General features: G+C 50.4%; 29 protein-coding genes, 2 tRNA genes, 1 pseudogene and 1 other annotated feature. Of the genes and pseudogenes, 13 read left to right on the top strand and 19 right to left on the bottom strand.

What is annotated here, in order from left to right:
- Positions 1 to 1488, bottom strand: a complete 1488-nt coding sequence (gene yeeO, locus ACJHYR_RS17700) for a toxic metabolite efflux MATE transporter YeeO (RefSeq protein WP_001323172.1) — start codon at positions 1486 to 1488, stop codon at positions 1 to 3.
- A 160-nt stretch (positions 1489 to 1648) separates the two neighbouring features.
- Between yeeO and ACJHYR_RS17695 the strand changes: the two genes are divergently transcribed.
- A tRNA-Asn gene (locus ACJHYR_RS17695) sits at positions 1649 to 1724 on the top strand.
- A 37-nt stretch (positions 1725 to 1761) separates the two neighbouring features.
- Here the strand turns inward: ACJHYR_RS17695 and cbl are convergent.
- On the bottom strand, positions 1762 to 2712 hold the full coding sequence (gene cbl / locus ACJHYR_RS17690; RefSeq protein WP_072837352.1) for an HTH-type transcriptional regulator Cbl: 951 nt from the start codon (positions 2710 to 2712) through the stop codon (positions 1762 to 1764).
- Positions 2713 to 2813: 101 nt separating this feature from the next.
- Positions 2814 to 3731: a nitrogen assimilation transcriptional regulator NAC gene (gene nac / locus ACJHYR_RS17685; protein WP_001600086.1), complete on the bottom strand. Its 918-nt coding sequence runs from the start codon at positions 3729 to 3731 to the stop codon at positions 2814 to 2816.
- 325 nt (positions 3732 to 4056) lie between these two features.
- On the opposite strand from nac, the gene ACJHYR_RS17680 reads away from it, so the two are divergent.
- Positions 4057 to 4132: transfer RNA gene (locus tag ACJHYR_RS17680), tRNA-Asn, on the top strand.
- Between the two features lie 55 nt (positions 4133 to 4187).
- On the opposite strand, the gene ACJHYR_RS17675 is transcribed toward ACJHYR_RS17680, so the two are convergent.
- From ACJHYR_RS17675 to ACJHYR_RS17655, 5 genes are all read right to left on the bottom strand, one after another.
- Positions 4188 to 4985, bottom strand: coding sequence for a L,D-transpeptidase family protein (locus ACJHYR_RS17675; protein WP_410233122.1), 798 nt, complete (start codon positions 4983 to 4985; stop codon positions 4188 to 4190).
- Positions 4986 to 5046: 61 nt separating this feature from the next.
- The gene (gene cobT, locus ACJHYR_RS17670; protein WP_072837351.1) at positions 5047 to 6126 is read right to left on the bottom strand and encodes a nicotinate-nucleotide--dimethylbenzimidazole phosphoribosyltransferase; all 1080 of its coding nucleotides are present in this window, start codon (positions 6124 to 6126) and stop codon (positions 5047 to 5049) included.
- A gap of 11 nt (positions 6127 to 6137) precedes the next feature.
- Positions 6138 to 6881 (bottom strand): adenosylcobinamide-GDP ribazoletransferase, encoded by a 744-nt coding sequence (cobS, locus tag ACJHYR_RS17665; protein WP_001308745.1) that lies wholly within the window; start codon positions 6879 to 6881, stop codon positions 6138 to 6140.
- Positions 6878 to 7423 carry a bifunctional adenosylcobinamide kinase/adenosylcobinamide-phosphate guanylyltransferase gene (gene cobU / locus ACJHYR_RS17660; RefSeq protein ID WP_001602806.1) on the bottom strand — a complete coding sequence of 182 codons (546 nt, stop codon included), beginning with the start codon at positions 7421 to 7423 and terminating at the stop codon, positions 6878 to 6880. Before cobU ends, cobS begins: the two co-directional genes overlap by 4 nt.
- A 133-nt stretch (positions 7424 to 7556) precedes the next feature.
- Positions 7557 to 7892, bottom strand: a complete 336-nt coding sequence (locus ACJHYR_RS17655; protein WP_032158978.1) for a hypothetical protein — start codon at positions 7890 to 7892, stop codon at positions 7557 to 7559.
- 2 nt (positions 7893 to 7894) lie between these two features.
- On the opposite strand from ACJHYR_RS17655, the pseudogene ACJHYR_RS17650 reads away from it, so the two are divergent.
- Positions 7895 to 8191, top strand: a pseudogene (locus ACJHYR_RS17650) (EutP/PduV family microcompartment system protein); the annotation flags it as partial.
- A 100-nt stretch (positions 8192 to 8291) separates the two neighbouring features.
- Here the strand turns inward: ACJHYR_RS17650 and ACJHYR_RS17645 are convergent.
- The 4 genes from ACJHYR_RS17645 to dacD form a co-directional block, all read right to left on the bottom strand.
- Positions 8292 to 8621, bottom strand: a complete 330-nt coding sequence (locus ACJHYR_RS17645; protein ID WP_000450409.1) for a DUF496 family protein — start codon at positions 8619 to 8621, stop codon at positions 8292 to 8294.
- A 171-nt stretch (positions 8622 to 8792) separates the two neighbouring features.
- Positions 8793 to 9851 carry an FUSC family protein gene (locus ACJHYR_RS17640; RefSeq protein WP_001200891.1) on the bottom strand — a complete coding sequence of 353 codons (1059 nt, stop codon included), beginning with the start codon at positions 9849 to 9851 and terminating at the stop codon, positions 8793 to 8795.
- A gap of 199 nt (positions 9852 to 10050) precedes the next feature.
- Positions 10051 to 10524 (bottom strand): DNA gyrase inhibitor SbmC, encoded by a 474-nt coding sequence (gene sbmC, locus ACJHYR_RS17635; protein WP_001105381.1) that lies wholly within the window; start codon positions 10522 to 10524, stop codon positions 10051 to 10053.
- A 118-nt stretch (positions 10525 to 10642) separates the two neighbouring features.
- A complete protein-coding gene (dacD, locus tag ACJHYR_RS17630) occupies positions 10643 to 11809 on the bottom strand; it encodes a serine-type D-Ala-D-Ala carboxypeptidase DacD (RefSeq protein WP_059328008.1) in 1167 nt (388 codons plus the stop codon).
- Positions 11810 to 12017: 208 nt separating this feature from the next.
- Here dacD and sbcB point away from each other — a divergent pair, with 208 nt between their 5' ends.
- Entirely contained in the window at positions 12018 to 13445 is a 1428-nt protein-coding gene (sbcB, locus tag ACJHYR_RS17625; RefSeq protein WP_000980626.1) for an exodeoxyribonuclease I, read from the top strand.
- Between the two features lie 74 nt (positions 13446 to 13519).
- Here the strand turns inward: sbcB and plaP are convergent, their stop codons facing one another.
- The 6 genes from plaP to yefM form a co-directional block, all read right to left on the bottom strand.
- Positions 13520 to 14878 (bottom strand): putrescine/proton symporter PlaP, encoded by a 1359-nt coding sequence (gene plaP / locus ACJHYR_RS17620; protein WP_000019197.1) that lies wholly within the window; start codon positions 14876 to 14878, stop codon positions 13520 to 13522.
- Complete coding sequence (gene yoeI / locus ACJHYR_RS17615; RefSeq protein ID WP_010723108.1) at positions 14868 to 14930, bottom strand: membrane protein YoeI; 63 nt, start codon at positions 14928 to 14930, stop codon at positions 14868 to 14870. Before yoeI ends, plaP begins: the two co-directional genes overlap by 11 nt.
- A 214-nt stretch (positions 14931 to 15144) precedes the next feature.
- Positions 15145 to 16074, bottom strand: coding sequence for a LysR substrate-binding domain-containing protein (locus tag ACJHYR_RS17610; protein WP_000803351.1), 930 nt, complete (start codon positions 16072 to 16074; stop codon positions 15145 to 15147).
- Between the two features lie 45 nt (positions 16075 to 16119).
- A complete protein-coding gene (locus ACJHYR_RS17605) occupies positions 16120 to 16944 on the bottom strand; it encodes an SDR family oxidoreductase (RefSeq protein ID WP_000754757.1) in 825 nt (274 codons plus the stop codon).
- 82 nt (positions 16945 to 17026) lie between these two features.
- The gene (gene yoeB, locus ACJHYR_RS17600) at positions 17027 to 17281 is read right to left on the bottom strand and encodes a type II toxin-antitoxin system mRNA interferase toxin YoeB (RefSeq protein WP_000767820.1); all 255 of its coding nucleotides are present in this window, start codon (positions 17279 to 17281) and stop codon (positions 17027 to 17029) included.
- Positions 17278 to 17529: a YoeB-YefM toxin-antitoxin system antitoxin YefM gene (yefM, locus tag ACJHYR_RS17595; protein ID WP_001259255.1), complete on the bottom strand. Its 252-nt coding sequence runs from the start codon at positions 17527 to 17529 to the stop codon at positions 17278 to 17280. Before yefM ends, yoeB begins: the two co-directional genes overlap by 4 nt.
- A gap of 283 nt (positions 17530 to 17812) precedes the next feature.
- Here yefM and hisL point away from each other — a divergent pair, with 283 nt between their 5' ends.
- From hisL to hisIE, 9 genes are all read left to right on the top strand, one after another.
- Positions 17813 to 17863, top strand: coding sequence for a his operon leader peptide (gene hisL / locus ACJHYR_RS17590; RefSeq protein WP_001364200.1), 51 nt, complete (start codon positions 17813 to 17815; stop codon positions 17861 to 17863).
- Positions 17839 to 17962 (top strand) — a sequence feature (His leader region). (Overlaps the previous gene by 25 nt.)
- Before the next feature lie 46 nt (positions 17963 to 18008).
- On the top strand, positions 18009 to 18908 hold the full coding sequence (gene hisG, locus ACJHYR_RS17585; RefSeq protein WP_000131789.1) for an ATP phosphoribosyltransferase: 900 nt from the start codon (positions 18009 to 18011) through the stop codon (positions 18906 to 18908).
- 5 nt (positions 18909 to 18913) lie between these two features.
- Complete coding sequence (gene hisD, locus ACJHYR_RS17580) at positions 18914 to 20218, top strand: histidinol dehydrogenase (protein WP_001306412.1); 1305 nt, start codon at positions 18914 to 18916, stop codon at positions 20216 to 20218.
- Positions 20215 to 21285, top strand: a complete 1071-nt coding sequence (hisC, locus tag ACJHYR_RS17575) for a histidinol-phosphate transaminase (protein WP_000108970.1) — start codon at positions 20215 to 20217, stop codon at positions 21283 to 21285. Before hisD ends, hisC begins: the two co-directional genes overlap by 4 nt.
- Positions 21285 to 22352, top strand: a complete 1068-nt coding sequence (gene hisB / locus ACJHYR_RS17570) for a bifunctional histidinol-phosphatase/imidazoleglycerol-phosphate dehydratase HisB (protein WP_000080071.1) — start codon at positions 21285 to 21287, stop codon at positions 22350 to 22352. The genes hisC and hisB overlap by 1 nt, the downstream gene beginning before the upstream one ends.
- On the top strand, positions 22352 to 22942 hold the full coding sequence (hisH, locus tag ACJHYR_RS17565) for an imidazole glycerol phosphate synthase subunit HisH (protein WP_001103560.1): 591 nt from the start codon (positions 22352 to 22354) through the stop codon (positions 22940 to 22942). The genes hisB and hisH overlap by 1 nt, the downstream gene beginning before the upstream one ends.
- Positions 22942 to 23679: a 1-(5-phosphoribosyl)-5-[(5-phosphoribosylamino)methylideneamino]imidazole-4-carboxamide isomerase gene (gene hisA / locus ACJHYR_RS17560; RefSeq protein WP_000586449.1), complete on the top strand. Its 738-nt coding sequence runs from the start codon at positions 22942 to 22944 to the stop codon at positions 23677 to 23679. The genes hisH and hisA overlap by 1 nt, the downstream gene beginning before the upstream one ends.
- A complete protein-coding gene (hisF, locus tag ACJHYR_RS17555; RefSeq protein WP_000880172.1) occupies positions 23661 to 24437 on the top strand; it encodes an imidazole glycerol phosphate synthase subunit HisF in 777 nt (258 codons plus the stop codon). The genes hisA and hisF overlap by 19 nt, the downstream gene beginning before the upstream one ends.
- On the top strand, positions 24431 to 25042 hold the full coding sequence (gene hisIE, locus ACJHYR_RS17550) for a bifunctional phosphoribosyl-AMP cyclohydrolase/phosphoribosyl-ATP diphosphatase HisIE (RefSeq protein WP_000954832.1): 612 nt from the start codon (positions 24431 to 24433) through the stop codon (positions 25040 to 25042). The genes hisF and hisIE overlap by 7 nt, the downstream gene beginning before the upstream one ends.
- Before the next feature lie 182 nt (positions 25043 to 25224).
- On the opposite strand, the gene wzzB is transcribed toward hisIE, so the two are convergent.
- Positions 25225 to 26202, bottom strand: coding sequence for an LPS O-antigen chain length determinant protein WzzB (gene wzzB, locus ACJHYR_RS17545; protein ID WP_001306409.1), 978 nt, complete (start codon positions 26200 to 26202; stop codon positions 25225 to 25227).
- Positions 26203 to 26343: the final 141 nt, after the last annotated feature.

Here is a 26343-nt window from a genome sequence, read left to right as displayed (position 1 = left end):
TTATTCCGACACAACTGGCTTTTTTTCACACTTTTGCGGTTCGGGTCGAGGGTATTTCCACAGCCAACGTCCAGTAACCATTCGCCAGTAAAACAGCACGGCCCGCACAGCCCAGTCGGCAAACATTCCCATCCAGACACCAACCACACCCCAGCCAAGCATGATTCCCAGCACATAACCGACTACAACCCGGCAACCCCACATGCTCAACATAGAAACCCACATGGCGTAACGTGCATCGCGAGCACCCTTAAATCCAGCGGGTAGCACCCATGAGGCAGACCAAATAGGCATAAATAAAGCATTTAGCCAAATCAGAATCACAACGACATGTTTAACCTGTGGATCCTGGGTGTAAAACGATGCCATAACCCCGGCAAAGGGAGCCGTTAGCCAGGCGATAGCCGTTAATCCAAGAGTGGACAGCCAGAACACATGCCGCAACTGAATCTCTGCTTGCGCTATCTGCCCTACCCCCAACCTTCGGCCTGTAATGATCGTAGAAGCAGAGCCGAGCGCACTTCCGGGTAAGTTGATAAGAGCCGCAATTGAAAACGCGATAAAATTCCCGGCAATAACACTGGTCCCCATCCCGGCAACGAACATTTGGGTTAATAACCGACCACTGGTAAATAATACTGATTCGACACTCGCTGGAATACCAATCCCCATGACTTCCCAGATAATGCTAAAATTCAGCGGTTTAAAATAGCTCTTTAACGAAATCCTTAGCGCAGGATTAAAACCAATCGCCAGCACCCACAAAATTGCCACTGCGCCAATATAACGAGAAATGGTTAACCCCAACCCAGCCCCGACAAATCCCAGTCCCGGCCAGGAGAAAAGGCCGTAAATCAATATGCCGCTAATAATAATATTAAGAATATTCAGGCTACCGTTAATCAGTAGCGGTATTTTCGTATTCCCTGCACCACGAAGTGCCCCGCTACCAATCAAAGTGATGGCAGCTGCTGGATAACTGAGTACCGTCAGCTCCAGATAAGTCAACGCCAGTGCTTTAACTTCTGTCGTGGCATCACCCGCAACGAAATCAATAATTTGTTCGCCAAAATGATGAATAAGCGTTGCCAACAGCACGGCAAACAACGTCATGATCACCAATGACTGCCGCGTCGCCACCCTCGCTCGTCGTCGATCCCGCTTACCGAGACTAAATGCCACAACGACAGTGGTACCAAGATCGATAGCCGCAAAAAATGCCATAATGACCATATTGAAGCTGTCCGCCAATCCCACGCCGGCCATCGCATCTTTTCCCAGCCAGCTGACCAGAAAAGTGCTCAGGACACCCATCAACAGGACACAGGCGTTCTCCATGAAGATAGGAACAGCAAGCGGGGTTATCTCGCGCCAGAACAACACTTTGTAACTCTTGCGTTTGGCGTGCCAGCGAGTGCCGTGAACAACCTGGCGTAAAGCAGAGGAGATATTCAAAGCCGACCTTAATTGCAGAAAGTGAAACCACATTTCAAATAATGAGGGAGAATCAGCAAAGCTGCAAAGATTTTCGCCAACAAATTGTCTGCAAATGCAACAAACTGTTGATAGAAACGGCAAACAGTTGGGAAATTTAAAAATCGGGTTTGACAAAAGATTTTTCGCCGTTAAGATGTGCCTCAACAGCGATTCCTCTGTAGTTCAGTCGGTAGAACGGCGGACTGTTAATCCGTATGTCACTGGTTCGAGTCCAGTCAGAGGAGCCAAATTTCTGAAAAGCCCGCTTTTATAGCGGGCTTTTTGCTATATCTGATAATCAATTTCCTCTTCACTGTTCTCCATCACCTGGCGCTTGATATCCTCAACTGACAGTCCTGCATTACAAAGTTCCAGAAAGCGCCAGACATAGTTACGTTGAAGTTGCCCTCGCTTCAGTCCCAACCAGACAGTATTAGCATCGAAAAGATGCCTCGTATCCAGACGGATTAAATTCTTTTCCTCTTGTTCACCACTGGATTGTTCGGCAAGTAATCCGATCCCCAGCCCAAGAGCAACATAGGTTTTAATGACATCAGAATCCTGCGCACTTAATACAATATCTGCCAGCAAACCTTTGCGGACAAATGCGTCATCAATACGTGAGCGCCCCGTAATCCCCTGTCGGTAAGTAATTAACGGCCACTTCGCTATTGATTCCAGCGTCAACGGTGTAATTTGCGTCAAGGGATGATCGAGTGGAACAAGCAAACTATGGTGCCAACGAAACCACGGGAAGGCGACGAGCTGCGGGTCATTACTCAAACGCTCGCTGGCGATACCAATATCAGCTTCGCCATTTTGCAACAACGTCGCAATTTCCTGTGGTGTACCCTGGATTAGCTCCAGCCGAACCTCCGGGAAAAGTTCGCGAAAAGCTTTAATGACCTCAGGCAAGCTATAACGTGCCTGAGTATGCGTCGTTGCAATAGTGAGAACGCCAGACGTATCGTTGGTAAACAGGTCTGCAAGCCGACGAACATTACTGGCTTCATTAAGAATGCGTTCTGCAATGACCAGTAATGCTTTGCCCGGTTCAGTCATGCCCAGCAGTCGCTTACCTCGTCGAACAAATATTTCGATGCCAAGTTCATCCTCCAGTTCCCGAATGTGACGGCTGACGCCTGACTGTGAGGTAAAAAGCATATTCGCAACCTCTGTCAGGTTGTAATCCTGACGTGCAGCCTCGCGGATTATCTTTAGTTGTTGGAAATTCACGGTAAACTCCGGGCAGTTCAGATATCCCGTTATTGTTAAAGTCTAATGCCCGGCATAACAAATAATAAAAACCCGCATCTTATTCCATCCCGATATAACGCTTAGCTCACCAATTGCCACTGCCTTTTTTCCATCACTGGAGAACTCATCACTGACATTAACAACTCTTTCACTGCCTGTGCCTGTGGCGATAAGTTCGCTCTGGCGGGTAAATTTAATGACAAAGAGAGACTCATGGAAGGAGTGGTAATGCGTGACATCCAACCATTTACTGCGCCACATAACGAACGCGCGGCCGATTCGGGTAATACTGCAACGCCCATGCCGCTAGCAATCGCTGCGGTAAGCGTGGCAATAGACTCAATTTCACCAATGACTTTTGCCGTGAGTCGCCGTAGGGAAAAAGCCTCATCAACACGAAGTCTAATAGCACTGTAATCACTGGGGAGAAAGAGGTTCATTTGCGCAATAGCATTAACATCAACGCTTTGCCCCGGGCAATCTTGAGTTCCTACCAGGAAAAGATCTTCTTTCAGCAAAGCCTGGCTGGATACACCATCCACAGGGGAATGCTCATAAATCACCGCCATATCGAGTTGATGATTTATCAGTTTTTCGTTAAGTACTGCACCGCTATTTTCATGAAGATAGATAACGACCTCCGGGAATTCAGCGCGAACCGCCTGTAATAAGGGCATGGTGATGGATGACGCAGCGGTTCCTGGCGCAAAGCCAATCGAGACTTGCCCCGATAATGCCTGACCAACGTTATGCACCGCCAGTTGGGCCTGCTCACACTGACGTAAAATGGCCCGCGCATGGGTATAGAGAATTTTTCCGGCGTCAGTTGGCGTAACGCCCCGTTTTGTGCGAATCAAAAGTTGTTGATTTAACTCACCTTCCAGTGTGGCAACCTGCTGACTGAGCGCTGGTTGTGCGATATGCAATACTTCAGCAGCCTGGGTCAGGCTACCAATATCTACAATTTTTACGAAGTATTTCAGGCGTCTGAAGTTCATGTTGCCTCCGGTTTTTAAGAATCGGCCCAAGTGCCGCCATTACTTACAACCAGATTGCAAGATGCTTGCCAGTTTTATTTTGGCGTTGATGTACAAGCTAAGCAACTGTCAAATAAGAGATTATGATAGGTTCGTCATTGGCTCTTTTTATCAGCTGTCGCGTTCCCCTGCCCTATAAAAGGAGGGTATGCACCACGATGGTTCATTACCAATAAGATTGAAAGCTCACCACTTTGTTGAAATTGACAGCAAACAAACAAAAAAATGCATTTCACCCTTTGACATCACCATGTACTGCCATTAATATGCGCCCCGTTCACACGATTCCTCTGTAGTTCAGTCGGTAGAACGGCGGACTGTTAATCCGTATGTCACTGGTTCGAGTCCAGTCAGAGGAGCCAAATTCAAAAAAGCCTGCTTTCTAGCAGGCTTTTTGCTTTCTAATTACCAACGCTCTTAAAACATCTGTCTTGAACCAGAACTAATTTGCACAGGCATTCCCGATCGACGTTGCAACGCAGCATTTGCGCGATTCACATCAACTTCTTGCCCGTTGATAAACGCCCGCAAAGATGGGGTTACCGGCAATGGCACTTTTCGGTCAGACTCATATTCAGCACGATTGCGCGACAGCGGCTCATGAACTTCCAGCCACTTTGAACCATCCGGTTCCGTTGTGTATTTCACTGGCTGATCAATAATTTGTACACGAGTACCTACAGGAACATTATCAAACAGATATTTGATATCGTCATTGCGCAGACGAATACAGCCCTGACTTACCCGGAGCCCAATACCAAAATTGGCATTGGTACCGTGGATGGCATATAGCCTGCCAATATAAATCGCATACAGCCCCATGGGATTATCAGGCCCCGCAGGAACAAATGCGGGCAAACTCTCCCCTCGTTTCGCATATTCGCGCCGGGTGTTCGGCGTTGGCGTCCAGGTTGGTGCTTCTTGTTTACGTTCAACGGTAGTCACCCAGTTACGCGGGGTTTCTCGCCCAGCCTGGCCGATACCAATAGGAAAGACTTCCACAGAATTACTGTCTGGTGGGTAGTAATTTAACCCTTGCCCGTATTGTGCGGCAAAAGTCTCCAGCGGCTGGGTATTGTGATCAGGAACAGTTACAGTAAGCGACTGTCCCACTAAACGGCTACCCTCTGGAGGTAATGGATAAGTTACCGCCAGGCTATTATGGCTGGCAAAAAGTAGAGCAAATGAGCAAAAAATATTTACACGACGCATCATGTCCCTTTCCTAAGTCGCGAAAGCTATCGGTTAAGTATAGCTTTTATCAGACTTTTCGTTTTTAACTGTTCAAATCAGAAGTCGTATTCCCCGGTAGAACAATATTACTGGCAGCAAGTTCGCCCATGTTGTTGTATATCGCACAAGCAGCTTCGATGATGGGCATCGCCAGAGCTGCACCACTCCCCTCACCTAAACGCATATCCATATTGAGATAAGGCTCCAGCCCCAAATGCGACAGCGCTATACGCGCGCCTTTTTCTGCCGACAAGTGAGAAGGAATGAGATACGGTTTGATTGCAGGAGACATCTGGCAGGCTGCGAGCGCAGCAGCATAAGAAAGAAATCCATCCAGCAACACGGGTAAACCGCAGGAAGCAGCACCTAACATCACTCCAGCTATTCCGACCAAATCAAATCCACCCACTTTTGCCAGGACATCAACACCATCCTGAGGATTTGGTTGATTCAACGTAATCGCCCGACGCACAACATCAATTTTATTAGCCAGTTTATCTGTCGGCAGGTTTGCGCCAATCCCAACCACTTCTTCAGGATCCCGGCCAGTGATTGTGCTGACTATTGCCGCTGCCGGTGTCGTGTTTGCCATCCCCAGTTCACCTACACCAAACAGCGTGACACCGTTTTTTGCCAGCTCCCGCGTATAACATATGACGTCCAAAAGCAACTTTTCAGCCTGACGGCGACTTATTGCCGGAGCTGAAGCAATATTGCCGCTACCTCGTGCGACACGCATGTTGATAAGCCCGGGGATAGGCTCAGCAGTATCAATACCAACATCAATTACGTGGACGTTAGCGCCCGCTTGTGCTGCCAGCACACACACGCCGGTTGTTCCGCGGGTCATATTTTCAGCCTGAATGGCTGTCACTTCTTTTGGGGAAATAGCGACCCCTTCCTCCCAGACGCCGTGATCGGCACACATAACCAGTACCGCTTTTTTGCCCACATGCGGTATGCCATTCAACCCCGGCATTCCCGCCAGTTGTATGGCAAGCGCCTCCAGCTTTCCCAGGCTACCAACAGGTTTGAGTAACCCGTCAATATGCCGTTGTGCACGCGACATAGCGGTAGGATCGATGGCTGGGATCGTATTCAGTAAATCGGCAAGTATTTGCATGTCACGTCTCTTTATAGCAGTGCCAGCAGGAAGACCAGTTCACCAAGCTCTATGGCTGCTCCCAGCGTATCGCCGGTTTGCCCGCCCAGCGTACGTTTGAGAAGCTGACCGAGGATGAAAATCGCCACCATCGTCACCACCATAGCAGCCACACCATGCATACCCGGCAATAATACGGCAGCAAAAATAGCGGCTAAGCCGAGTGTGACGCAGGTTTGTCGCCCATCAATTTTGCCAATGAACACATTGCCAAGTCCTTCTTCCCGGGCATAACGATGACGATACATCAATAATGCGGCAGTCCCGCGGCTGACCGCGCATGCTGCCGCCAGCGATGCAAGGATCGGTTCGCCACGCAAAGCCAGCTCGCTTAACACCAGAATCTTTGCCAGTACAACAAAAATCAATGCCAGACCGCCGTGGGTGCCTAAACGGCTATCACGCATGATTTCCAACATGCGATCGCGGCTACGTGCAGAAAATACGCCATCACAGGTATCGGCGAGGCCGTCCAGGTGGAATCCCCCGGTCATCAGCGCCAGCACCAGCACGCTAAACAGTGCCGCCAGTGGTACGCCAAACCATGCCTGCAACGCCATGAAGACCAGCCCGCTAATCGCGCCAAGCAATAAACCAATTAAAGGAAAAGTAATAATACCGCGAGAATAATGCTCGAAATCCAGTCCCTGGGACCAGCGACGCGGCACAGGCAGACGCGTAATAAAAGAGAGCATCGCCCAAAATAATTTACTCATTTGATTTTTACTCCAATACCCGAAACCACCAGCCACACTTCATTTGCCGCAGCGGCCAGCTGCTGATTTACCCGCCCGGCAATATCACGAAAATGTCGTGCCAGACGACTCTCCGGCACAATCCCCATTCCCACTTCGTTAGTCACTAATACAATCTTCGCGGGGCAACGTTGGCAGGCAGCAATCAACGACTGAATCTCAGCATTAATCGCCTGTTCCATCGCCTGATAATCCCATTCATCAGGGTCTTTATCGCCGCCATAATCAAACAACAGATTAGTCACCATTGTTGTAACGCATTCCAGCAACACAGCTTCATGCGGGTTAATGTCTGCATGAATTAATTCATCAAGATGTTGCCAGCGCTCCACCGTGCGCCAGTGCGCCGGGCGGCCTTGCCGATGATGTTCTATCCGTGCAGCCATCTCATCATCAAGGATTTGCGAGGTGGCGATATACAGAACCTGTGAAGAGTCCCCAATAAGCGCCTCTGCGTGGCGACTCTTCCCGCTCCGTGCTCCACCTGTCACCAAAATCATCATACCGACTCCTGATTCAATTGTATGATGGTATTCATTGAACAGAACAATGGATCCCCCACCGTTGCTGACCGCAAAACATTTACGCGATTAATACTGCGCGTAATATAATTAAAAATCCAGCATTCTCAATCCATTACGAAAGAAGATGGCATTGCGGAATAGCCAGACTTCCTCGTGTTAACGTCCGACAAAATGCGTCATTGACAGCGGTTTCTCTGGCATGACAGATCTCATTCAGATAATGGATTAATGCTACAGCCCCACCAGCCGGACCATTCAGCAAACGGGCATTGTGTTCTGCAATCAAAATTACCGTCGTTCCCTCAGAATGAGCGAGCCATTCTGGTACGGATATCTCGGTTTCAGCTGCTATCAATAGCAGCACTGAATAATCGCTATACGCATCTGATAACGATTGCACAGGCCCACCGTCAAGAGGCTGGAAATCTTGCTGCCAGTCCTCACCGATAAAACCGCAGCCTCTACAGTGCTCTGTTGGTCAGCGCCTGCGAAGCAGACATTATCGCGCTGGTGCTTAATGCGGACGCACCGTGGTCACCTTTTTCGCCAGGCTTTACCTCGTCAATGAATCGCCCGGTCATTGGAGTAGTAACCAAAGCAGATTTAGCCAGCATGGAACAAATATCTTTGGTGAAATGTTGGTTACGGGAAGCTGGAGCGCACAACGTGTTAGTAACCAGTGCGGTTAATAACCATGGAGTTACAGAACTTTTTGCCTTGCTGCATACAGAAGAAGGCTGTCGCTAATTTCGACAGGTTCTCAGATGAGAATGATGACGGTGATGCACAGAAAAGAATCAATGAGCAATGAGGATTGCCAGGCAACCCCCATTGAATAAAACAGGAATTACTTCGCTTCGCCGTTTTTCATTTCGCCCATAGCTTTCAGCTTTTTGGAGATATCGCGGCGTTCTTTGGAGAGCTCGGCATTTTTGATGATGTAATCGTCAACGCGATCTTCATAGTCACCTTTCATGCTGGCGATGATGCCCTGGATTGCTTCAACGCTCATCCCCGGCTTGATGTAATCGCTCAGGTTGTCCAGCAGCAGGACGCGCTTCTGGTTGTCACGGATCTTTTTCTCAACGTCCTGAATTTCACGTTGCAGTTTGTTCTTACGACGGAACAGACGAACAAATTCCAGTACGTCCTGGAATGAAGGCTTGGTAGTTTCCATTTTTATACCCCTGATAATGTGAGAGTCGGATTCGTTTAAGCAACCGCTATTCGTTAGGGCCAACATTACTCATAGCTGCCGCAGATGACAATGCTTTTATCCCTTTTCACTATCATACCCTTTATCCTTGCTGAATCGAAGCAGCAGCAAGATGATTCTGAAGTTCAGGAATTATTTGCGCAAGGCCCGGCAAATCAGATTCGATAGCAACTCAAGCTGATGTGCCGTTTCCATGTTCAGCCACACATAACCATAGATTGGTGTTTCCACAACCTTCAGGTCATGGTGGTTATTGAGCAACTGACGCAGCTCTTCCACAGCATCGTTCAATTTTTCCGTATTGGCAAAAACCGGCTGCGGATTACCTTCGTACAACGCATGAACAAGGCTCAGCAGTATTTGCTGCATCATGTGCTGGGTATCACGAAGTTTTTGCGCGTTCAATAACACGAAATGGCTGGGGCGCGTGGCCCAGTATGCATTGATTTGCAACTCCAGCATACAAACCAGATTGCGGTTAATGGTCTGGATACCTTCATATATCGATTTTGGAATACGGGTTTCTTTGCTGGCGGGCGCAATCAGCCCACGCATTTTCACGGCATCGGTCAGGAGTTTTTGTAGATGGCTTTCCAGACGTGGGCGTTCGAGTAAGTTCGGTGAGAATGCAGATTGATAGACCCGATTATACTCGGTCAGACTTTTCGCCAGTTGAATGCGCCAGTGGATGAACGCCCGTTGTGGCCAGATACCGGTAAACAACATTGCCAGTAAAGAGCCGAGGATCACATCGCCGCTTCGCCATAACGCCGTATCAATTTCACCTGTCGGGGAACCAACAACAATTGCCAGCGTCACCCCAATCAATAAACCTTGATACGGTTTCTTGCCCAGCGCCAGCCAACCGCAAAGAAACATAGCCGCCGCGCACCAGACTAACATCAGCGGTAACGAGATTAACTCCAGTTGCAGAGCGATAAGACCTAAAATCGACCCCAACACCGTACCGCCAATACGTTCGAAGGCACGAGGGACAACGTTACCCCAGAACGAGATTGGCCCCATAATCACCACCATGGTGACCAGCGGCCAGGTGCTTTCCGGGATAGTAAACAGGCGGATAATGAGAAAAGTGAGCAGGAATGCCAGCGCGACCCGAGTACCATGCACAATGCGGTAATGGCGGTATACCCGGATTTCAAACGGGCTTAATGACTTATCGGCACGCACGCAGAAACTCCGTTAATGAAGATTAAAAGCGCTCATAACACATCTGTCGGCCAGAAGGCGCGCCTCTGAATTATCCGACGGACAAACCGGGAACAGTGTAATTTCCCGGCAGGAGCGAAAAAATTGAAAGGCGCATCTTACTCTTTTCGCTTTCAAAAAAAAGAGTGGTCATCGCGTTAACACACCGCCCTGAGATGAATTAGTGATGTTTTGGCTGCACCGCAACATACATTTCGATATCCCAGTACCCCTCTTCCGCGCCATTGTTCAAATAAACCTCGAAGCAGGGCTTTGGTAACATTTCATAAGCACTGTCCTGCAAGAGGCTATTAAAGAACTGATACCAGGGTTTAGCAAAATCATCACCGACTACACGAGCCACCGCAACCGCATACTGACCACCTGAAATTTCTGTCAGAATGACGCCCTCACTGTTTTCGGGGAGCGTAAAGTTATTCGGTACCGTCACGACGGTGTCGCAGCGTAATTTTTCGGCGGGTGTTTCATCTGGATTGTCGTAATAGACAGCAACCCACTCCTTCGGCACAATATTTTTGTTATCTACCCACATCATCAACTGCTCAAAACCTTTCTTTACCGTCTGCTCCCACGGGCCAACGAGATGGAAACCTGCAACGGTACGTTTATCTTCCTGCTTAATCTCGTAGTTCATGACGCCTCCATTAATACTGTTTTTATATACAGTATAGTTGCAATATTAAAACCACAAGGAATGAGTGTTGATTATGCGAGCAGACTCGCACTCCTGCCAGTCTGCTGCAAAAGAAAGGTCAGGCCTTATGGTGGAAATAATCACTCAGGCGGGAAAACATGCTGCCTTCCCCGACAGATTCCAGGGTAACCAGCGGCCAGTGCGCCACCTGTTTATCACGGTCGTAAAGTTCAATTTCCCCTACCCGCTGATGGGCGCTAATTGGCGCGGTGAGTTCTTTACCATCAAGGGTATATTTGGCTTTGATATGTGGAATTTCGGCTTTCGGTAGCACCATCCAGAACTCTTGTTCCGTTCCCAGGTCGATATTTTCTTTATCGCCATACCAGATGCGTTCCGTTCCGACCTTTTTCCCACGGTGCAAAATTTGCACCGTAGTAAAGTTTTGTTGCCCCCAACGCAGTAATTTTCTTGCCTCTTCCTCACGATCTTTTGCGCTGTCAGCACCCATTACCACTGCAATGAGGCGACGCTGCCCGTCTACAGCCGAAGCAATAAGATTAAACCCGGCACCAGAAGTATGACCCGTTTTCAGGCCGTCAACATTCATGGTCTTATCCCACAATAACCCGTTACGGTTTTGCTGGGTGATACCGTTCCAGGTGAGGCTTTTCTCACTGTACATATGATAAAACTCGGGCTCGCCGTGGATGATAGCGCGAGAAAGCACGGCTAAATCATAAGCCGAGCTATGCTGGCCAGGTGCATCCAGACCATGCACTGTTTCAAAATGCGTATCCTTGAGATGCAGCTTCTCGGCATAGTTGTTCATCATTTCAACAAACTGCCGTTGCCCACCAGCAATATAGTCAGCCAGAGCAACACAAGCGTCATTTCCGGAATCCACAATTAAACCACGGCTTAAATCACGTACCGATACGCGATCGCCCTCTTTCAAAAACATCAGTGAAGAACCGACAAACACTGGATTATCTTTCGCCCACGCATCGCGCCCCACGGTGACAATATCGTCTGGCGTAATGCGATGACTATCGATAGCGCGATCCACGACATAGCCCGTCATCAGCTTTGTCAGGCTGGCGGGATTGCGCTGTTGATGCTCATTACCCGCGGTGAGGATCTGACCGGTGGTGTAATCCATCAATACCCAGGAGCCGGCATGAATCTCTGGAGGCTGAGGTGAAAAAGGAATGTTTTCCGCCGCAAAACCAGACGATAAGTTAAAAACGAACAAAGAAGCAGCAATAATAAGACGGCGTTTCAACAGCAAACCCTCAGGAGTTTCAAATAGCTGTTCTTTTTACGGAAATACTTATGAACTGGCTGGAATAAAGTGCAAGAAAATGTGACTACCCTCGCATTTTTATCTGACATGATCTGTTGCCACTCGCTGTCAAATTGTTGCGCTAAAGCTGATTAGCACGGTGATATTTGATACTCTGGCAGACAGCAGAAACAACGGATTTAACCTAATGATGAATGACGGTAAGCAACAATCTACCTTTTTGTTTCACGATTACGAAACCTTTGGCACGCACCCCGCGTTAGATCGCCCTGCACAGTTCGCAGCCATTCGCACCGATAGCGAATTCAATGTCATCGGCGAACCCGAAGTCTTTTACTGCAAGCCCGCGGATGACTATTTACCCCAGCCTGGAGCAGTATTAATTACCGGTATTACCCCGCAGGAAGCACGGGCGAAAGGAGAAAACGAAGCCGCGTTTGCCGCCCGTATTCACTCGCTTTTTACCGTACCGAAGACCTGTATTCTGGGCTACAACAATGTGCGTTTCGACGACGAAGTCACACGCAACGTTTTTTATCGTAATTTCTACGATCCTTACGCCTGGAGCTGGCAGCATGATAACTCGCGCTGGGATTTACTGGATGTTATGCGTGCCTGTTATGCCCTGCGCCCGGAAGGAATAAACTGGCCTGAAAATGATGACGGTCTACCGAGCTTTCGCCTTGAGCATTTAACCAAAGCGAATGGTATTGAACATAGCAACGCACACGATGCGATGGCTGATGTGTACGCCACTATTTCGATGGCAAAACTGGTAAAAACGCGTCAGCCACGCCTGTTTGATTATCTCTTTACCCATCGTAATAAACACAAACTGATGGCGTTGATTGATGTTCCGCAGATGAAACCCCTGGTTCACGTTTCCGGAATGTTTGGGGCATGGCGCGGCAATACCAGCTGGGTAGCACCGCTGGCGTGGCATCCTGAAAATCGCAATGCCGTAATTATGGTGGATTTGGCAGGAGACATTTCGCCATTACTGGAACTGGATAGCGACACATTGCGCGAGCGTCTATATACCGCAAAAACCGATCTTGGCGATAACGCCGCCGTTCCGGTTAAACTGGTGCATATCAATAAATGTCCGGTGCTGGCCCAGGCGAATACGCTACGCCCGGAAGATGCTGACCGACTGGGAATTAATCGTCAGCATTGCCTCGATAACCTAAAAATTCTGCGTGAAAATCCGCAAGTGCGTGAAAAAGTGGTGGCGATATTCGCGGAAGCCGAACCGTTTACGCCTTCAGATAACGTGGATGCACAGCTTTATAATGGCTTTTTCAGTGACGCCGATCGTGCAGCAATGAAAATTGTGCTGGAAACCGAGCCGCGTAATTTACCGGCACTGGATATCACTTTTGTTGATAAACGGATTGAAAAGCTGTTGTTCAATTATCGGGCACGCAACTTCCCGGGGACGCTGGATTATGCCGAGCAGCAACGCTGGCTGGAGCACCGCCGCCAGGTCTTCACGCCAGAGTTTTTGCAGGGTTATGCTGATGAATTGCAGATGCTGGTACAACAATATGCCGATGACAAAGAGAAAGTGACGCTGTTAAAAGCACTTTGGCAGTACGCGGAAGAGATCGTCTGAAACAAAAAAAACCGGAGCGATAAACTCCGGCTTTTTGAGATTTACCGGATGATTATGTCATCCGGCTTGTAAGATTATGCTACGTCTTCGTACTGCGGAACCGGGTTGCGGAAACTCTTGGTTACGCAAGCCAGGTAAATCAGGCCGATAGCCGCCCAGATCAGACCCAGAACCATTGAGCTTTCTTCCAGGTTAACCCACAGCGCACCAACGGTCAGCGCACCACACATCGGCAGGAACAGATACTGGAAGTGATCTTTCAGCGTCTTGTTACGCTTCTCACGAATCCAGAACTGCGAAATAACCGACAGGTTAACGAAGGTGAACGCCACCAGCGCACCAAAGTTAATCAGCGCCGTAGCCATTACCAGGTCGAAGTTGATTGCCAGCAGAGCAATCGCGCCAACCAGGATGATGTTCATCGCCGGAGTACGCCATTTCGGGTGTACATAACCGAAGAAGCTTTTCGGGAACACGCCATCACGCCCCATTACGTACATCAGACGCGCTACGCCTGCGTGCGCCGCCATACCGGACGCCAGTACGGTAATGGTGGAGAAGATCAGCGCGCCAACCTGGAACGCTTTACCCGCAACGTACAGCATGATTTCAGGCTGTGACGCATCCGGATCTTTAAAGCGAGAGATATCCGGGAAATACAGTTGCAGGAAGTAAGTTGCAAAGATGAAGATCATGCCGCCGATCAGCGCGGTCAGGAAAATCGCACGCGGGATCACGCGCTCTGCATCTTTGGTTTCTTCCGACAGGTTGCTGATGCCGTCAAAGCCGGTAAAGGAGAAGCACAGGATTGTCGCCCCGGTAATCATCGGGATAACATGCGCATCGCCAGACCAGAACGGACGAGTGCTCGCCAGCGTACCCGCGCCTTCACCTTCAAATACGCCATAAACAACCATGCCCAGGATCACCGCGATCAGCACTACCTGCAACACGACGATTACAGTGTTGAAGTTCGCTACGGATTTCAGACTACGCAGGTTAAAGGCGGTCATAAAGGCCACCAGCGCCACCACAAACATCCACGATGGAATGGAAGGCACCAGAGCTTCAAAATAGATTTTCGCCAGCAGAATGTTGATCATCGGCGCGAACAGATAGTCGAGCAGAGAAGACCAACCCACCATAAAGCCGACAGTCGGGCTAATGGATTTCTGGGCGTAAGTGTATGCAGAGCCAGCAGAAGGATAGCGGCGAACCAGCTTCCCGTAGCTCAGAGCCGTAAACAGGATCGCAATCAATGCGAACGCATAGGCTGTCGGCACATGACCATCCGTGAGGCCTGAAACGATACCAAAAGTATCAAACAGCGTCATCGGCTGCATATAGGCAAGACCCATCATTACAACCGGAACTAACGTAAGCGTTTTACGCAATTCCACGCGAGAGGTGTTTGGAGTAACGTTATGCGACATGGTCATTCTCCTTTACGGTGATAACCGTCGCGTAAGCAAAAAATTGCCCCATTTTTTTGGATTCCTCAGCGACAACAACTGTCGATTTTTAGTAAATATCTATCCGGTACGAAGCCCGGCCTCTTGGTATGAATGATTGGTTTGAAGCAAAAAATAACCGACGCTGATGAAACGTCGGTTTTTAGTCATTTTTTGACAGCGGCGCATTGTGCCTAAATGGGGGGGAAATGACAAGAGAATGAGAGGCTTGTCATAATAATTTTTCTTTAAATGGCTGATTTTCCGTCATCAGATTTTGCATAAACACCGGCGATCGCACTATTTGCTAAAATTTCATCTCGCCACCAGCCGCTGGCAAGCCCTGCGGTCTGTTCGTTCCAGCCAATCCAGACGGGTTCAAAGAGAGTTTGGGCAACCACTTTCTTCTCGATTAACGCGCCACTATCGAGAAAACGTTGCGCCAGATAACGGGGTAAATAGCCGCAGCCAAGGCCGCTAATTTGCAGCTCCAGCTTGGTTTTAAAATCGAAAACGGTAATGGCTTCTTGTTCGTCGAGAAGTTGTGAGGCCGTAGAAGCGCCTGCCTGCGCAGTATCCCCCACCACAATCGCCCGATATCGCTTAATGATACGACGGTTTAACGGTTCTTCTTCCAGGGCTAACGGATGATGTGGCGCGACCGCAAAGACTTGTTCCAGATCGCCTAACCGCGAGAAACCAAACTCACTGGAAGATGGTGGCTCATGCATCGCGCCAACAATAATATCCGCTCGCCCCTGAGTCAGGGCATCCCAGGAACCACCGAGTACGCCATTGATAAACTTCAGGCGCGTCACACTATGATGTTGATAAAAAGCTTCAATGAGTGGCGCAAGCAGAGAAAAAGGGAAGGTGTCGTCCACACCAATCACCAGCTCGTTTTCCCAGCCTTCATGCAGTTTGATCGCCTGCTTTTCCAGTTCCCGCACGGTATGCAGAACTTCCCGCCCTTTCTCTAATAACATTTTTCCGGTGCGGGTGAATTTAGCGCGGTGTCCGCTACGATCAAGCAATTGAATATTAAGGTCGCTTTCCAACTTGTGAACGGTGTAACTCAGAGCGGACGGCGTCTTGTAGAGTTTGGCCGACGCCGCCGCAAAACTGCCTTCTTTTTCTAAGGCATCGAGGATCATCAACACATCCAGCAGTGGTTTCATACACGCCCCCTTGCAGTGCATGCGGCGTCCTGCTGGCGTGATCGTTTACTCCAGCGGCATTACCAGCGGATCGGGATACTGGTATTCAAATCCCAGTTCATTACAAATCCGACTGCCATCAATAATCTTACCTTTGCCGCTGTCCAGACTATTTCTGAACTGCGGAGGTTCCAGCCCCAGTAAACGGGCCATCTGCGGATAGAAAACATTACGCGCAGGGTGATCTGGCGCACATATATTATAGATGTGTCCGCCTTTAGGTGCCTGTAACAACAGAGTGATAGCGCCAATAACATCTTCTAAATGGACTAAATTAACACCATGTTCACCATCAGGGGCGGTTTTTCCGGCAAAGAAGCGTCCGGGATGACGTCCCGGTCCGACCAGCCCCGCAAGACGCAGAATATCGACCGAAGTACCGGGTAAATTGTGCAGCCAGTCTTCGAGCTCTTCTAATACTCGTCCACTGTTGGTCACCGGATTACGCGGGGTAGTTTCTTTCACCGTGCCTTGCGCATCGCCATAGACAGATGTTGAGCTGGTGAAAATAATGCGGGGAATACGATGGGCCAGCGCGCTATCCACTAACTCTTGTACCGCTTGTAAATAGAACTCATCGCCGGGGCCGCTACGACGTGCCGGAAGCGTAATGACCAGCGCATCGGTATCCATCAGGGCATCCAGATCGTCAGAATCGCAAACTAACTCAGGCTCCATGCGAAGCAGATAACTATCAATGCCACTCATTCGGGCCGCTTCGACACCATCTTGCGTGGTTTTACTCCCGGTGACTTGCCAGCCTCGCGCTGAAAGTGACATCGCCAGCGGCATGCCTAACCACCCTAACCCGACAATTGCGACCTTTTTCATCCGTTATCTCCTGATACACCTTAGATCTATAAGGCTACGCTAGCGTATCAAAACTGACAATTCATTCTATGAATGAATCTGTTCAATAATGATAACGACATGCTGCAATGAGCAGTGAATCGTCGGTAACCGCGTATACCAGACGGTGCTCCTCTGTAATGCGTCGGGACCAGAAGCCTGACAAATTATGCTTCAGGGGTTCTGGCTTCCCCTTACCTTCAAATGGTGTTCTGCGGGTATCTTTGATAAGTTCAATGATCTTTTTAACAATTCGCTTATCTGTTTCCTGCCAGTACAGATAATCATCCCATGACTCCTCAGACCAGATTAGTTTCACTCAATAATGTCCTTTTCCGTTCCTTTGCCTGATTTCAGGCTATCGATTGAGTCCATCAATCTCCGGGCGTTAGCGGGGGAGCGCAGTAGATAAGCCGTCTCTTCCAGCGAGTTGTATTCTTCGAGTGACATCAGAACACAAGCCTCTCCATTCTGACGAGTAATAAGGATCGGGGCATGATCTTCAACGGCTTTCATCATTGTTGCCGACAAATTCTGGCGCGCTTCGCTGTAGCTAATTGTACGCATTTCAATCTCCTCTTTTGTACAGTTCATTGTACAATGATAGGCGTTAATTAACTATTTATTAATTAGTCTGTAGATCAAGACATTGTCAGTGAGACGAAAAATCCAGGTTTCGCTATTTTGGGTGCCGTCAGGTTAGGGGACACTCCTCTTAGCCCCCTCCTTTCCCCGCTCATTCATTAAACAAATCCATCGCCATAAAATATATAAAAAAGCCCTTGCTTTCTAACGTGAAAGTGGTTTAGGTTAAAAGACATCAGTTGAATAAACATTCACAGAGACTTTTATGACACGCGTTCAATTTAAACACCACCATCATCACCATCATCCTGACTAGTCTTTCAGGCGATGTGTGCTGGAAGACATTCAGATCTTCCAGTGGTGCATGAACGCATGAGAAAGCCCCCGGAAGATCACCTTCCGGGGGCTTTTTTATTGCGCGGTTGATAACGGTTCAGACAGGTTTAAAGAGGAATAAGAAAATGACAGACAACACTCGTTTACGCATAGCTATGCAGAAATCCGGCCGTTTAAGTGATGACTCACGCGAATTGCTGGCGCGCTGTGGCATTAAAATCAATCTTCACACCCAGCGCCTGATCGCGATGGCAGAAAACATGCCGATTGATATTCTGCGCGTACGTGATGACGACATTCCCGGTCTGGTAATGGACGGCGTGGTAGACCTTGGGATTATCGGCGAAAACGTGCTGGAAGAAGAGCTGCTTAACCGCCGCGCCCAGGGTGAAGATCCGCGCTACTTTACCCTGCGTCGACTGGATTTCGGCGGCTGCCGCCTTTCGCTGGCAACGCCGGTTGATGAAGCCTGGGACGGTCCGCTCTCCTTAAACGGTAAACGTATCGCCACCTCTTATCCTCACCTGCTCAAGCGTTATCTCGACCAGAAAGGCATCTCTTTTAAATCCTGCTTACTGAACGGTTCTGTCGAAGTCGCCCCGCGTGCCGGACTGGCAGATGCGATTTGCGATCTGGTTTCCACCGGTGCCACGCTGGAAGCTAACGGCCTGCGCGAAGTCGAAGTTATCTACCGCTCGAAAGCCTGCCTGATCCAACGCGATGGCGAAATGGAAGGATCCAAACAGCAACTGATCGACAAACTGCTGACCCGTATTCAGGGTGTGATCCAGGCGCGCGAATCAAAATACATCATGATGCACGCACCGACCGAACGCCTGGATGAAGTCATCGCCCTGCTGCCAGGTGCCGAACGCCCAACTATTCTGCCGCTGGCAGGTGATCAACAGCGCGTAGCGATGCACATGGTCAGTAGCGAAACCCTGTTCTGGGAAACGATGGAAAAACTGAAAGCGCTGGGTGCCAGTTCAATCCTGGTGCTGCCGATTGAGAAGATGATGGAGTGATCGCCATGAGCTTTAACACAATCATTGACTGGAATAGCTGTACTGCGGAGCAACAACGCCAGCTGTTAATGCGCCCGGCGATCTCCGCTTCTGAAAGCATTACCCGCACTGTTAACGATATTCTCGATAACGTGAAAGCACGCGGCGATGAGGCCCTGCGGGAATACAGCGCGAAGTTTGATAAAACCACGGTTACCGCGCTGAAGGTGTCTGCTGAGGAGATCGCCGCCGCCAGCGAACGCCTGAGCGACGAGCTAAAACAGGCGATGGCGGTGGCAGTAAAGAACATTGAAACCTTCCACACTGCGCAAAAACTGCCGCCGGTAGATGTCGAAACGCAGCCAGGCGTGCGTTGCCAGCAGGTCACGCGCCCGGTGGCTTCAGTGGGTTTGTATATTCCTGGCGGCTCCGCCCCGCTCTTCTCAACGGTATTAATGCTGGCGACTCCGGCGCGTATAGCGGGCTGTAAAAAAGTGGTGCTGTGCTCACCGCCGCCGATTGCCGATGAAATTCTTTACGCGGCGCAGCTGTGCGGCGTGCAGGACGTGTTTAACGTCGGCGGCGCACAGGCCATTGCCGCACTGGCGTTTGGTACGGAATCTGTGCCGAAAGTGGACAAAATCTTCGGGCCAGGCAACGCCTTTGTCACCGAGGCAAAACGCCAGGTAAGCCAGCGTCTGGACGGTGCGGCGATCGATATGCCCGCAGGCCCGTCGGAAGTGCTGGTGATTGCTGACAGCGGCGCTACGCCGGATTTCGTGGCTTCTGATTTGCTTTCCCAGGCTGAACACGGCCCGGACTCTCAGGTGATTTTACTGACGCCCGATGCTGAGATGGCGCGTCGCGTAGCCGAAGCTGTCGAACGCCAACTGGCAGAACTGCCGAGAGCTGAAACCGCCCGCCAGGCACTGAGCGCCAGCCGCCTGATTGTGACTAAAGATTTAGCGCAGTGCGTAGAGATCTCCAACCAGTACGGCCCGGAGCACCTGATCATCCAGACCCGCAACGCCCGCGATCTGGTCGATGGCATCACCAGCGCCGGTTCGGTATTTCTGGGTGACTGGTCACCGGAATCGGCAGGTGATTACGCCTCCGGCACCAACCACGTTCTGCCGACTTACGGTTACACTGCCACCTGTTCCAGCCTCGGGCTGGCAGATTTCCAGAAGCGCATGACCGTGCAGGAACTGTCGAAAGAAGGTTTCTCCGCGCTGGCTTCGACCATTGAAACACTGGCCGCCGCCGAGCGCCTGACCGCCCACAAAAATGCCGTTACTTTGCGTGTTAACGCCCTTAAGGAGCAAGCATGAGCACCGTGACTATTACCGATTTAGCGCGTGAAAACGTCCGCAACCTGACGCCGTATCAGTCGGCGCGTCGTCTGGGCGGTAACGGCGACGTCTGGCTGAACGCCAACGAATATCCCACAGCCGTGGAGTTTCAGCTCACTCAACAAACGCTCAACCGCTATCCGGAATGTCAGCCAAAAGCGGTGATTGAAAATTACGCGCAATATGCAGGCGTAAAACCGGAACAGGTGCTCGTCAGCCGTGGCGCGGACGAAGGTATTGAACTGCTGATCCGCGCTTTTTGCGAACCGGGTAAAGACGCCATCCTCTACTGCCCGCCAACGTACGGCATGTACAGCGTCAGCGCTGAAACCATTGGCGTCGAGTGCCGCACAGTGCCGACGCTGGAAAACTGGCAACTGGACTTACAGGGCATTTCCGACAAGCTGGACGGTGTGAAAGTGGTCTACGTTTGCAGCCCCAACAACCCGACCGGGCAACTGATCAATCCGCAAGATTTTCGCACTCTGCTGGAGTTAACGCGCGGTAAAGCGATTGTGGTTGCCGATGAAGCCTATATAGAGTTTTGCCCGCAGGCATCGCTGGCTGGCTGGCTGGCGGAATATCCGCACCTGGCTATATTGCGCACACTGTCGAAAGCTTTTGCTCTGGCGGGGCTTCGTTGCGGATTTACGCTGGCAAACGAAGAAGTCATCAACCTGCTAATGAAAGTGATCGCCCCCTACCCGCTCTCGACGCCGGTTGCCGACATTGCGGCCCAGGCGTTAAGCCCGCAGGGGATCGTCGCCATGCGCGAACGGGTGGCGCAAATTATTGCAGAGCGCGAATACCTGATTGCCGCACTGAAAGAAATCTCCTGCGTGGAGCAGGTTTTTGACTCTGAAACCAACTACATTCTGGCGCGCTTTAAAGCCTCCAGCGCAGTGTTTAAATCTTTGTGGGATCAGGGCATTATCTTACGTGATCAGAATAAACAACCCTCTTTAAGCGGCTGCCTGCGAATTACCGTCGGAACCCGTGAAGAAAGCCAGCGCGTCATTGACGCCTTACGTGCGGAGCAAGTTTAATGAGTCAGAAGTATCTTTTTATCGATCGCGATGGAACCCTGATTAGCGAACCGCCGAGTGATTTTCAGGTGGACCGTTTTGACAAACTCGCCTTTGAACCTGGCGTGATCCCGGAGCTGCTGAAGCTGCAAAAAGCAGGCTACAAGCTGGTGATGATCACTAATCAGGATGGTCTGGGAACACAAAGTTTCCCGCAGGCGGATTTTGATGGCCCGCACAACCTGATGATGCAGATCTTCACCTCACAAGGCGTGCAGTTTGATGAAGTGCTGATTTGTCCGCACCTGCCCGCCGATGAGTGCGACTGCCGTAAGCCGAAAGTAAAACTGGTGGAGCTTTATCTCGCTGAGCAAGCGATGGATCGCGCCAACAGTTATGTGATTGGCGATCGCGCGACCGATATTCAACTGGCTGAAAACATGGGTATTAATGGTTTACGCTACGACCGCGAAACCCTGAACTGGCCAATGATTGGCGAGCAACTCACTAAACGAGACCGTTACGCCCATGTAGTGCGCAACACCAAAGAGACGCAAATTGACGTCCAAGTGTGGCTGGATCGCGAAGGTGGCAGCAAGATTAACACCGGTGTTGGCTTCTTTGATCACATGCTGGATCAAATCGCTACTCACGGCGGTTTCCGGATGGAAATCAACGTCAAAGGCGACCTCTATATCGACGATCACCACACCGTCGAAGATACCGGCCTGGCGCTGGGCGAAGCGTTAAAAATTGCTCTTGGCGACAAACGCGGTATTTGCCGCTTCGGTTTTGTGCTGCCGATGGACGAATGCCTTGCCCGCTGCGCACTGGATATCTCTGGTCGCCCGCACCTGGAATATAAAGCCGAGTTTACCTACCAGCGCGTGGGCGATCTCAGCACCGAGATGATCGAGCACTTCTTCCGTTCGCTCTCTTACACCATGGGCGTGACGCTCCACCTGAAAACCAAAGGTAAAAACGATCACCACCGTGTAGAGAGTCTGTTCAAAGCCTTTGGTCGGACCCTGCGCCAGGCCATCCGCGTGGAAGGCGATACCCTGCCCTCGTCGAAAGGAGTGCTGTAATGAACGTGGTGATCCTTGATACCGGCTGCGCCAATTTGAACTCGGTGAAGTCTGCCATTGCGCGCCACGGTTATGAACCCAAAGTCAGCCGTGACCCGGACGTAGTATTGCTGGCCGATAAACTGTTTTTACCCGGCGTTGGCACCGCACAAGCAGCGATGGATCAGGTGCGTGAGCGCGAGCTGTTTGATCTCATCAAAGCCTGTACCCAACCGGTGCTGGGCATCTGCTTAGGGATGCAACTGCTGGGGCGGCGCAGCGAAGAGAGCAACGGCGTCGATTTGCTGGGCATCATCGACGAAGACGTGCCGAAAATGACCGACTTTGGTCTGCCACTGCCGCATATGGGCTGGAACCGCGTTTACCCGCAGGCAGGCAACCGCCTGTTTCAGGGGATTGAAGACGGCGCGTACTTTTACTTTGTTCACAGCTACGCAATGCCAGTCAATCCGTGGACCATCGCCCAGTGTAATTACGGCGAACCGTTCACCGCGGCGGTACAAAAAGATAACTTCTACGGCGTGCAGTTTCACCCGGAGCGTTCTGGTGCCGCTGGCGCTAAGTTGCTGAAAAACTTCCTGGAGATGTAATGATTATTCCGGCATTAGATTTAATCGACGGCACCGTGGTGCGTCTCCATCAGGGCGATTACGGCAAACAACGCGATTACGGTAACGACCCGCTGCCGCGATTGCAGGATTACGCCGCGCAGGGTGCCGAAGTGCTGCACCTGGTGGATCTGACCGGGGCAAAAGATCCGGCTAAACGTCAAATCCCACTGATTAAAACCCTGGTCGCGGGCGTTAACGTTCCGGTGCAGGTTGGCGGCGGCGTGCGTAGCGAAGAAGACGTGGCGGCGTTACTGGAAGCGGGCGTTGCGCGCGTGGTGGTCGGCTCCACCGCGGTGAAATCACCAGAAATGGTGAAAGGCTGGTTTGAACGTTTCGGTGCCGATGCCTTAGTGCTGGCGCTGGATGTCCGTATTGACGAGCAAGGCAACAAGCAGGTGGCAGTCAGCGGCTGGCAAGAGAACTCGGGCGTTTCACTGGAACAACTGGTGGAAACCTATCTGCCCGTCGGCCTGAAACATGTGCTGTGTACCGATATCTCGCGCGACGGCACGCTGGCAGGTTCTAACGTCTCTTTATATGAAGAAGTGTGCGCCAGATATCCGCAGGTGGCATTTCAGTCATCCGGCGGCATTGGCGACATTAACGATGTTGCTGCCCTGCGTGGAACTGGCGTGCGCGGCGTAATTGTCGGTCGCGCATTACTGGAAGGTAAATTCACCGTGAAGGAGGCCATCGCATGCTGGCAAAACGCATAATTCCATGTCTCGACGTTCGTGATGGTCAGGTGGTGAAAGGCGTACAGTTTCGCAACCATGAAATCATTGGCGATATCGTACCGCTGGCAAAACGCTACGCCGAAGAAGGTGCAGACGAACTGGTGTTCTACGATATCACCGCTTCCAGCGATGGCCGTGTGGTAGATAAAAGCTGGGTATCGCGCGTGGCGGAAGTGATCGACATTCCGTTCTGCGTGGCGGGCGGGATTAAGTCTCTGGAAGATGCCGCGAAAATTCTTTCCTTTGGCGCGGATAAAATCTCCATTAACTCCCCTGCGCTGGCGGACCCGACGTTAATTACTCGCCTGGCCGATCGTTTTGGTGTGCAGTGTATTGTGGTCGGTATTGATACCTGGTACGACGCCGAAACCGGTAAATATCATGTGAATCAATATACCGGCGATGAAAGCCGCACCCGCGTCACTCAGTGGGAAACACTCGACTGGGTAGAGGAAGTGCAAAAACGTGGAGCCGGAGAAATCGTCCTCAACATGATGAATCAGGACGGCGTACGAAACGGTTACGACCTCGATCAACTGAAAAAAGTGCGTGAAGTTTGCCACGTCCCGCTGATTGCCTCCGGTGGCGCGGGCACCATGGAACACTTCCTCGAAGCCTTCCGCGATGCCGACGTTGACGGCGCGCTGGCAGCTTCTGTATTCCACAAACAAATAATCAATATTAGTGAATTAAAAGCGTACCTGGCATCACAGGGCGTGGAGATCAGGATATGTTAACAGAACAACAACGTCACGAACTGGACTGGGAAAAAACCGACGGACTGATGCCGGTGATTGTACAACACGCGGTATCTGGCGAAGTGTTAATGCTGGGCTATATGAACCCGGAAGCTCTGGACAAAACCATCGAAAGTGGCAAAGTTACCTTCTTCTCGCGCACTAAACAGCGACTGTGGACCAAAGGCGAAACGTCGGGTAATTTCCTCAACGTAGTGAGTATTGCGTCGGACTGCGACAACGACACTTTATTAGTGCTGGCGAATCCCATCGGCCCGACCTGCCACAAAGGCACCAGCAGTTGCTTCGGCAACACCGCTCACCAGTGGCTGTTCCTGTATCAACTGGAACAACTGCTCGCCGAACGTAAATCTGCCGACCCGGAAACCTCTTACACAGCCAAACTGTATGCCAGCGGCACCAAACGCATCGCGCAGAAAGTGGGCGAAGAAGGGGTGGAAACTGCGCTGGCAGCAACGGTACATGACCGCTTTGAGCTGACCAACGAGGCATCTGACTTGATGTATCACCTGCTGGTGCTGTTGCAGGATCAGGGGCTGGATTTAACGACGGTGATTGAGAACCTGCGCAAACGGCATCAGTGAGTTGCGGACTGACCGGATGCGATGTTGTAGTCGCATCCGTAGCCATTGCCCGATGCGCAAGCTTATCGGGCCTACTATTCGCTCTGCACATTTTGGCTGGATAAGATGCGCCAGCATCGCATCCGGCAAAAAAAACGGGCAAGGTGTCACCACCCTGCCCATTTTCTTTAAAACTGCAAAGATTATTTCGCGTTGTAATTGCGTAGAGCGTTACGCCCCAGCACAATCCCCGCGCCAACCATGCCACCCAGTAGCACTGCCAGAATCAAGGTAATTGCCTTTTTCGGGCTATCGCGACGAATAGGTAACGTCGGTTTCATCACATAACGGTAAGCATGAATATCAAGATCATCAACCTTTAAGCTTTCGATATCCAGCAGGTTTTGACGAGTCTGATAGTAGTTTGGTGAGAACACCAACGGACGGGTCGCCTCATGCTTAATCATCGACTCCAGTGCTTCGCTCCCAAGAAGGAACAACGTATCTTGCGTCACATCTTCAGTCTGCTGAACCTGTGGTTTTGTCACCTGCGCCTGATTCGCATACTGCAATGCTTCCTGAATCTGACGGATACGCAGATCTTTCTGCTCCTGCGCGACCACTTCCTGCGTTCTTAAAGAGTCCTGCAAGTTTTTCCGTCCCAGAGCAATGTTGTCTTTGAGATCCTTTTCTAGCTCTTGATTCACTTTATCGTCAACTTGCTGAATGTATTGGGCCAACTTCATTTGTGCGCCCTCTGCAGTTTGCCCAACATAAGAAACAGTCAATGGTAATTGCTGGTTCTTAACAGAAGGTTCGATGGTAAGTTTTTCTGGTTCTTCCTGATTATCCAGCGTTTCTGCTAATGCAGAGAAGGCAGAACTGAAGCGACCAATCAACGTCTCCTGCAAATCTGACACTTTCGGTGCAGCCTGACCATAGATAACATTCATGGCATTGTTATAGCCAGCGATTTGCCCCACATCAGGTTGAGTAACGATAGCTGTGGAAGTCCACTTTTCTTTGGCAACGGCCAGATACCCTATAGCCAGGGCAATAGCAACAATGACAGAGATGATGATTGTCATCTTGCCACGCCACAACTGCATTAGTAAATCAATCAAATCAATCTGTTCCGGGTCATGGTTTTGCCCAGAAACATTATTATTTTCTACTCTCATCATTACCCTAACTGACGGAAATTTCCAAGTCCGCATAGTTTAGCGATAATCCTCGTGAATGCTATAGGATAAGTGATAAAAATAATGAATTATTGAGGAAGTAACAAAAGACAATCAGGGCGTAAATAGCCCTGATAACAA

The sequence above is a fragment of the Escherichia sp. WS1450 genome, from assembly GCF_046487395.1.
In the GTDB taxonomy this organism is placed as follows: Bacteria; Pseudomonadota; Gammaproteobacteria; order Enterobacterales; family Enterobacteriaceae; genus Escherichia; species Escherichia coli.
The sequence above is the reverse complement of the archived record's forward strand: the minus strand, read 5'-3'. Positions and strand labels throughout refer to the sequence as shown.

What these genes read in the sequence shown, in the direction of transcription:
- hisD (WP_001306412.1), top strand. Translation starts at nt 18,914, where the DNA reads ATGAGCTTTAACACAATCATTGACTGGAATAGCTGTACTGCGGAGCAA.
- sbcB (WP_000980626.1), top strand. Translation starts at nt 12,018, where the DNA reads ATGATGAATGACGGTAAGCAACAATCTACCTTTTTGTTTCACGATTAC.
- ACJHYR_RS17605 (WP_000754757.1), bottom strand. Translation starts at nt 16,944, where the DNA reads ATGAAAAAGGTCGCAATTGTCGGGTTAGGGTGGTTAGGCATGCCGCTG.
- hisA (WP_000586449.1), top strand. Translation starts at nt 22,942, where the DNA reads ATGATTATTCCGGCATTAGATTTAATCGACGGCACCGTGGTGCGTCTC.
- plaP (WP_000019197.1), bottom strand. Translation starts at nt 14,878, where the DNA reads ATGTCGCATAACGTTACTCCAAACACCTCTCGCGTGGAATTGCGTAAA.
- hisC (WP_000108970.1), top strand. Translation starts at nt 20,215, where the DNA reads ATGAGCACCGTGACTATTACCGATTTAGCGCGTGAAAACGTCCGCAAC.
- cobU (WP_001602806.1), bottom strand. Translation starts at nt 7,423, where the DNA reads ATGATGATTTTGGTGACAGGTGGAGCACGGAGCGGGAAGAGTCGCCAC.
- nac (WP_001600086.1), bottom strand. Translation starts at nt 3,731, where the DNA reads ATGAACTTCAGACGCCTGAAATACTTCGTAAAAATTGTAGATATTGGT.
- sbmC (WP_001105381.1), bottom strand. Translation starts at nt 10,524, where the DNA reads ATGAACTACGAGATTAAGCAGGAAGATAAACGTACCGTTGCAGGTTTC.
- ACJHYR_RS17645 (WP_000450409.1), bottom strand. Translation starts at nt 8,621, where the DNA reads ATGGAAACTACCAAGCCTTCATTCCAGGACGTACTGGAATTTGTTCGT.
- hisIE (WP_000954832.1), top strand. Translation starts at nt 24,431, where the DNA reads ATGTTAACAGAACAACAACGTCACGAACTGGACTGGGAAAAAACCGAC.
- ACJHYR_RS17610 (WP_000803351.1), bottom strand. Translation starts at nt 16,074, where the DNA reads ATGAAACCACTGCTGGATGTGTTGATGATCCTCGATGCCTTAGAAAAA.
- yeeO (WP_001323172.1), bottom strand. Translation starts at nt 1,488, where the DNA reads ATGTGGTTTCACTTTCTGCAATTAAGGTCGGCTTTGAATATCTCCTCT.
- cobT (WP_072837351.1), bottom strand. Translation starts at nt 6,126, where the DNA reads ATGCAAATACTTGCCGATTTACTGAATACGATCCCAGCCATCGATCCT.
- hisF (WP_000880172.1), top strand. Translation starts at nt 23,661, where the DNA reads ATGCTGGCAAAACGCATAATTCCATGTCTCGACGTTCGTGATGGTCAG.
- ACJHYR_RS17675 (WP_410233122.1), bottom strand. Translation starts at nt 4,985, where the DNA reads ATGATGCGTCGTGTAAATATTTTTTGCTCATTTGCTCTACTTTTTGCC.
- hisB (WP_000080071.1), top strand. Translation starts at nt 21,285, where the DNA reads ATGAGTCAGAAGTATCTTTTTATCGATCGCGATGGAACCCTGATTAGC.
- yefM (WP_001259255.1), bottom strand. Translation starts at nt 17,529, where the DNA reads ATGCGTACAATTAGCTACAGCGAAGCGCGCCAGAATTTGTCGGCAACA.
- cobS (WP_001308745.1), bottom strand. Translation starts at nt 6,881, where the DNA reads ATGAGTAAATTATTTTGGGCGATGCTCTCTTTTATTACGCGTCTGCCT.
- hisG (WP_000131789.1), top strand. Translation starts at nt 18,009, where the DNA reads ATGACAGACAACACTCGTTTACGCATAGCTATGCAGAAATCCGGCCGT.
- wzzB (WP_001306409.1), bottom strand. Translation starts at nt 26,202, where the DNA reads ATGAGAGTAGAAAATAATAATGTTTCTGGGCAAAACCATGACCCGGAA.
- hisH (WP_001103560.1), top strand. Translation starts at nt 22,352, where the DNA reads ATGAACGTGGTGATCCTTGATACCGGCTGCGCCAATTTGAACTCGGTG.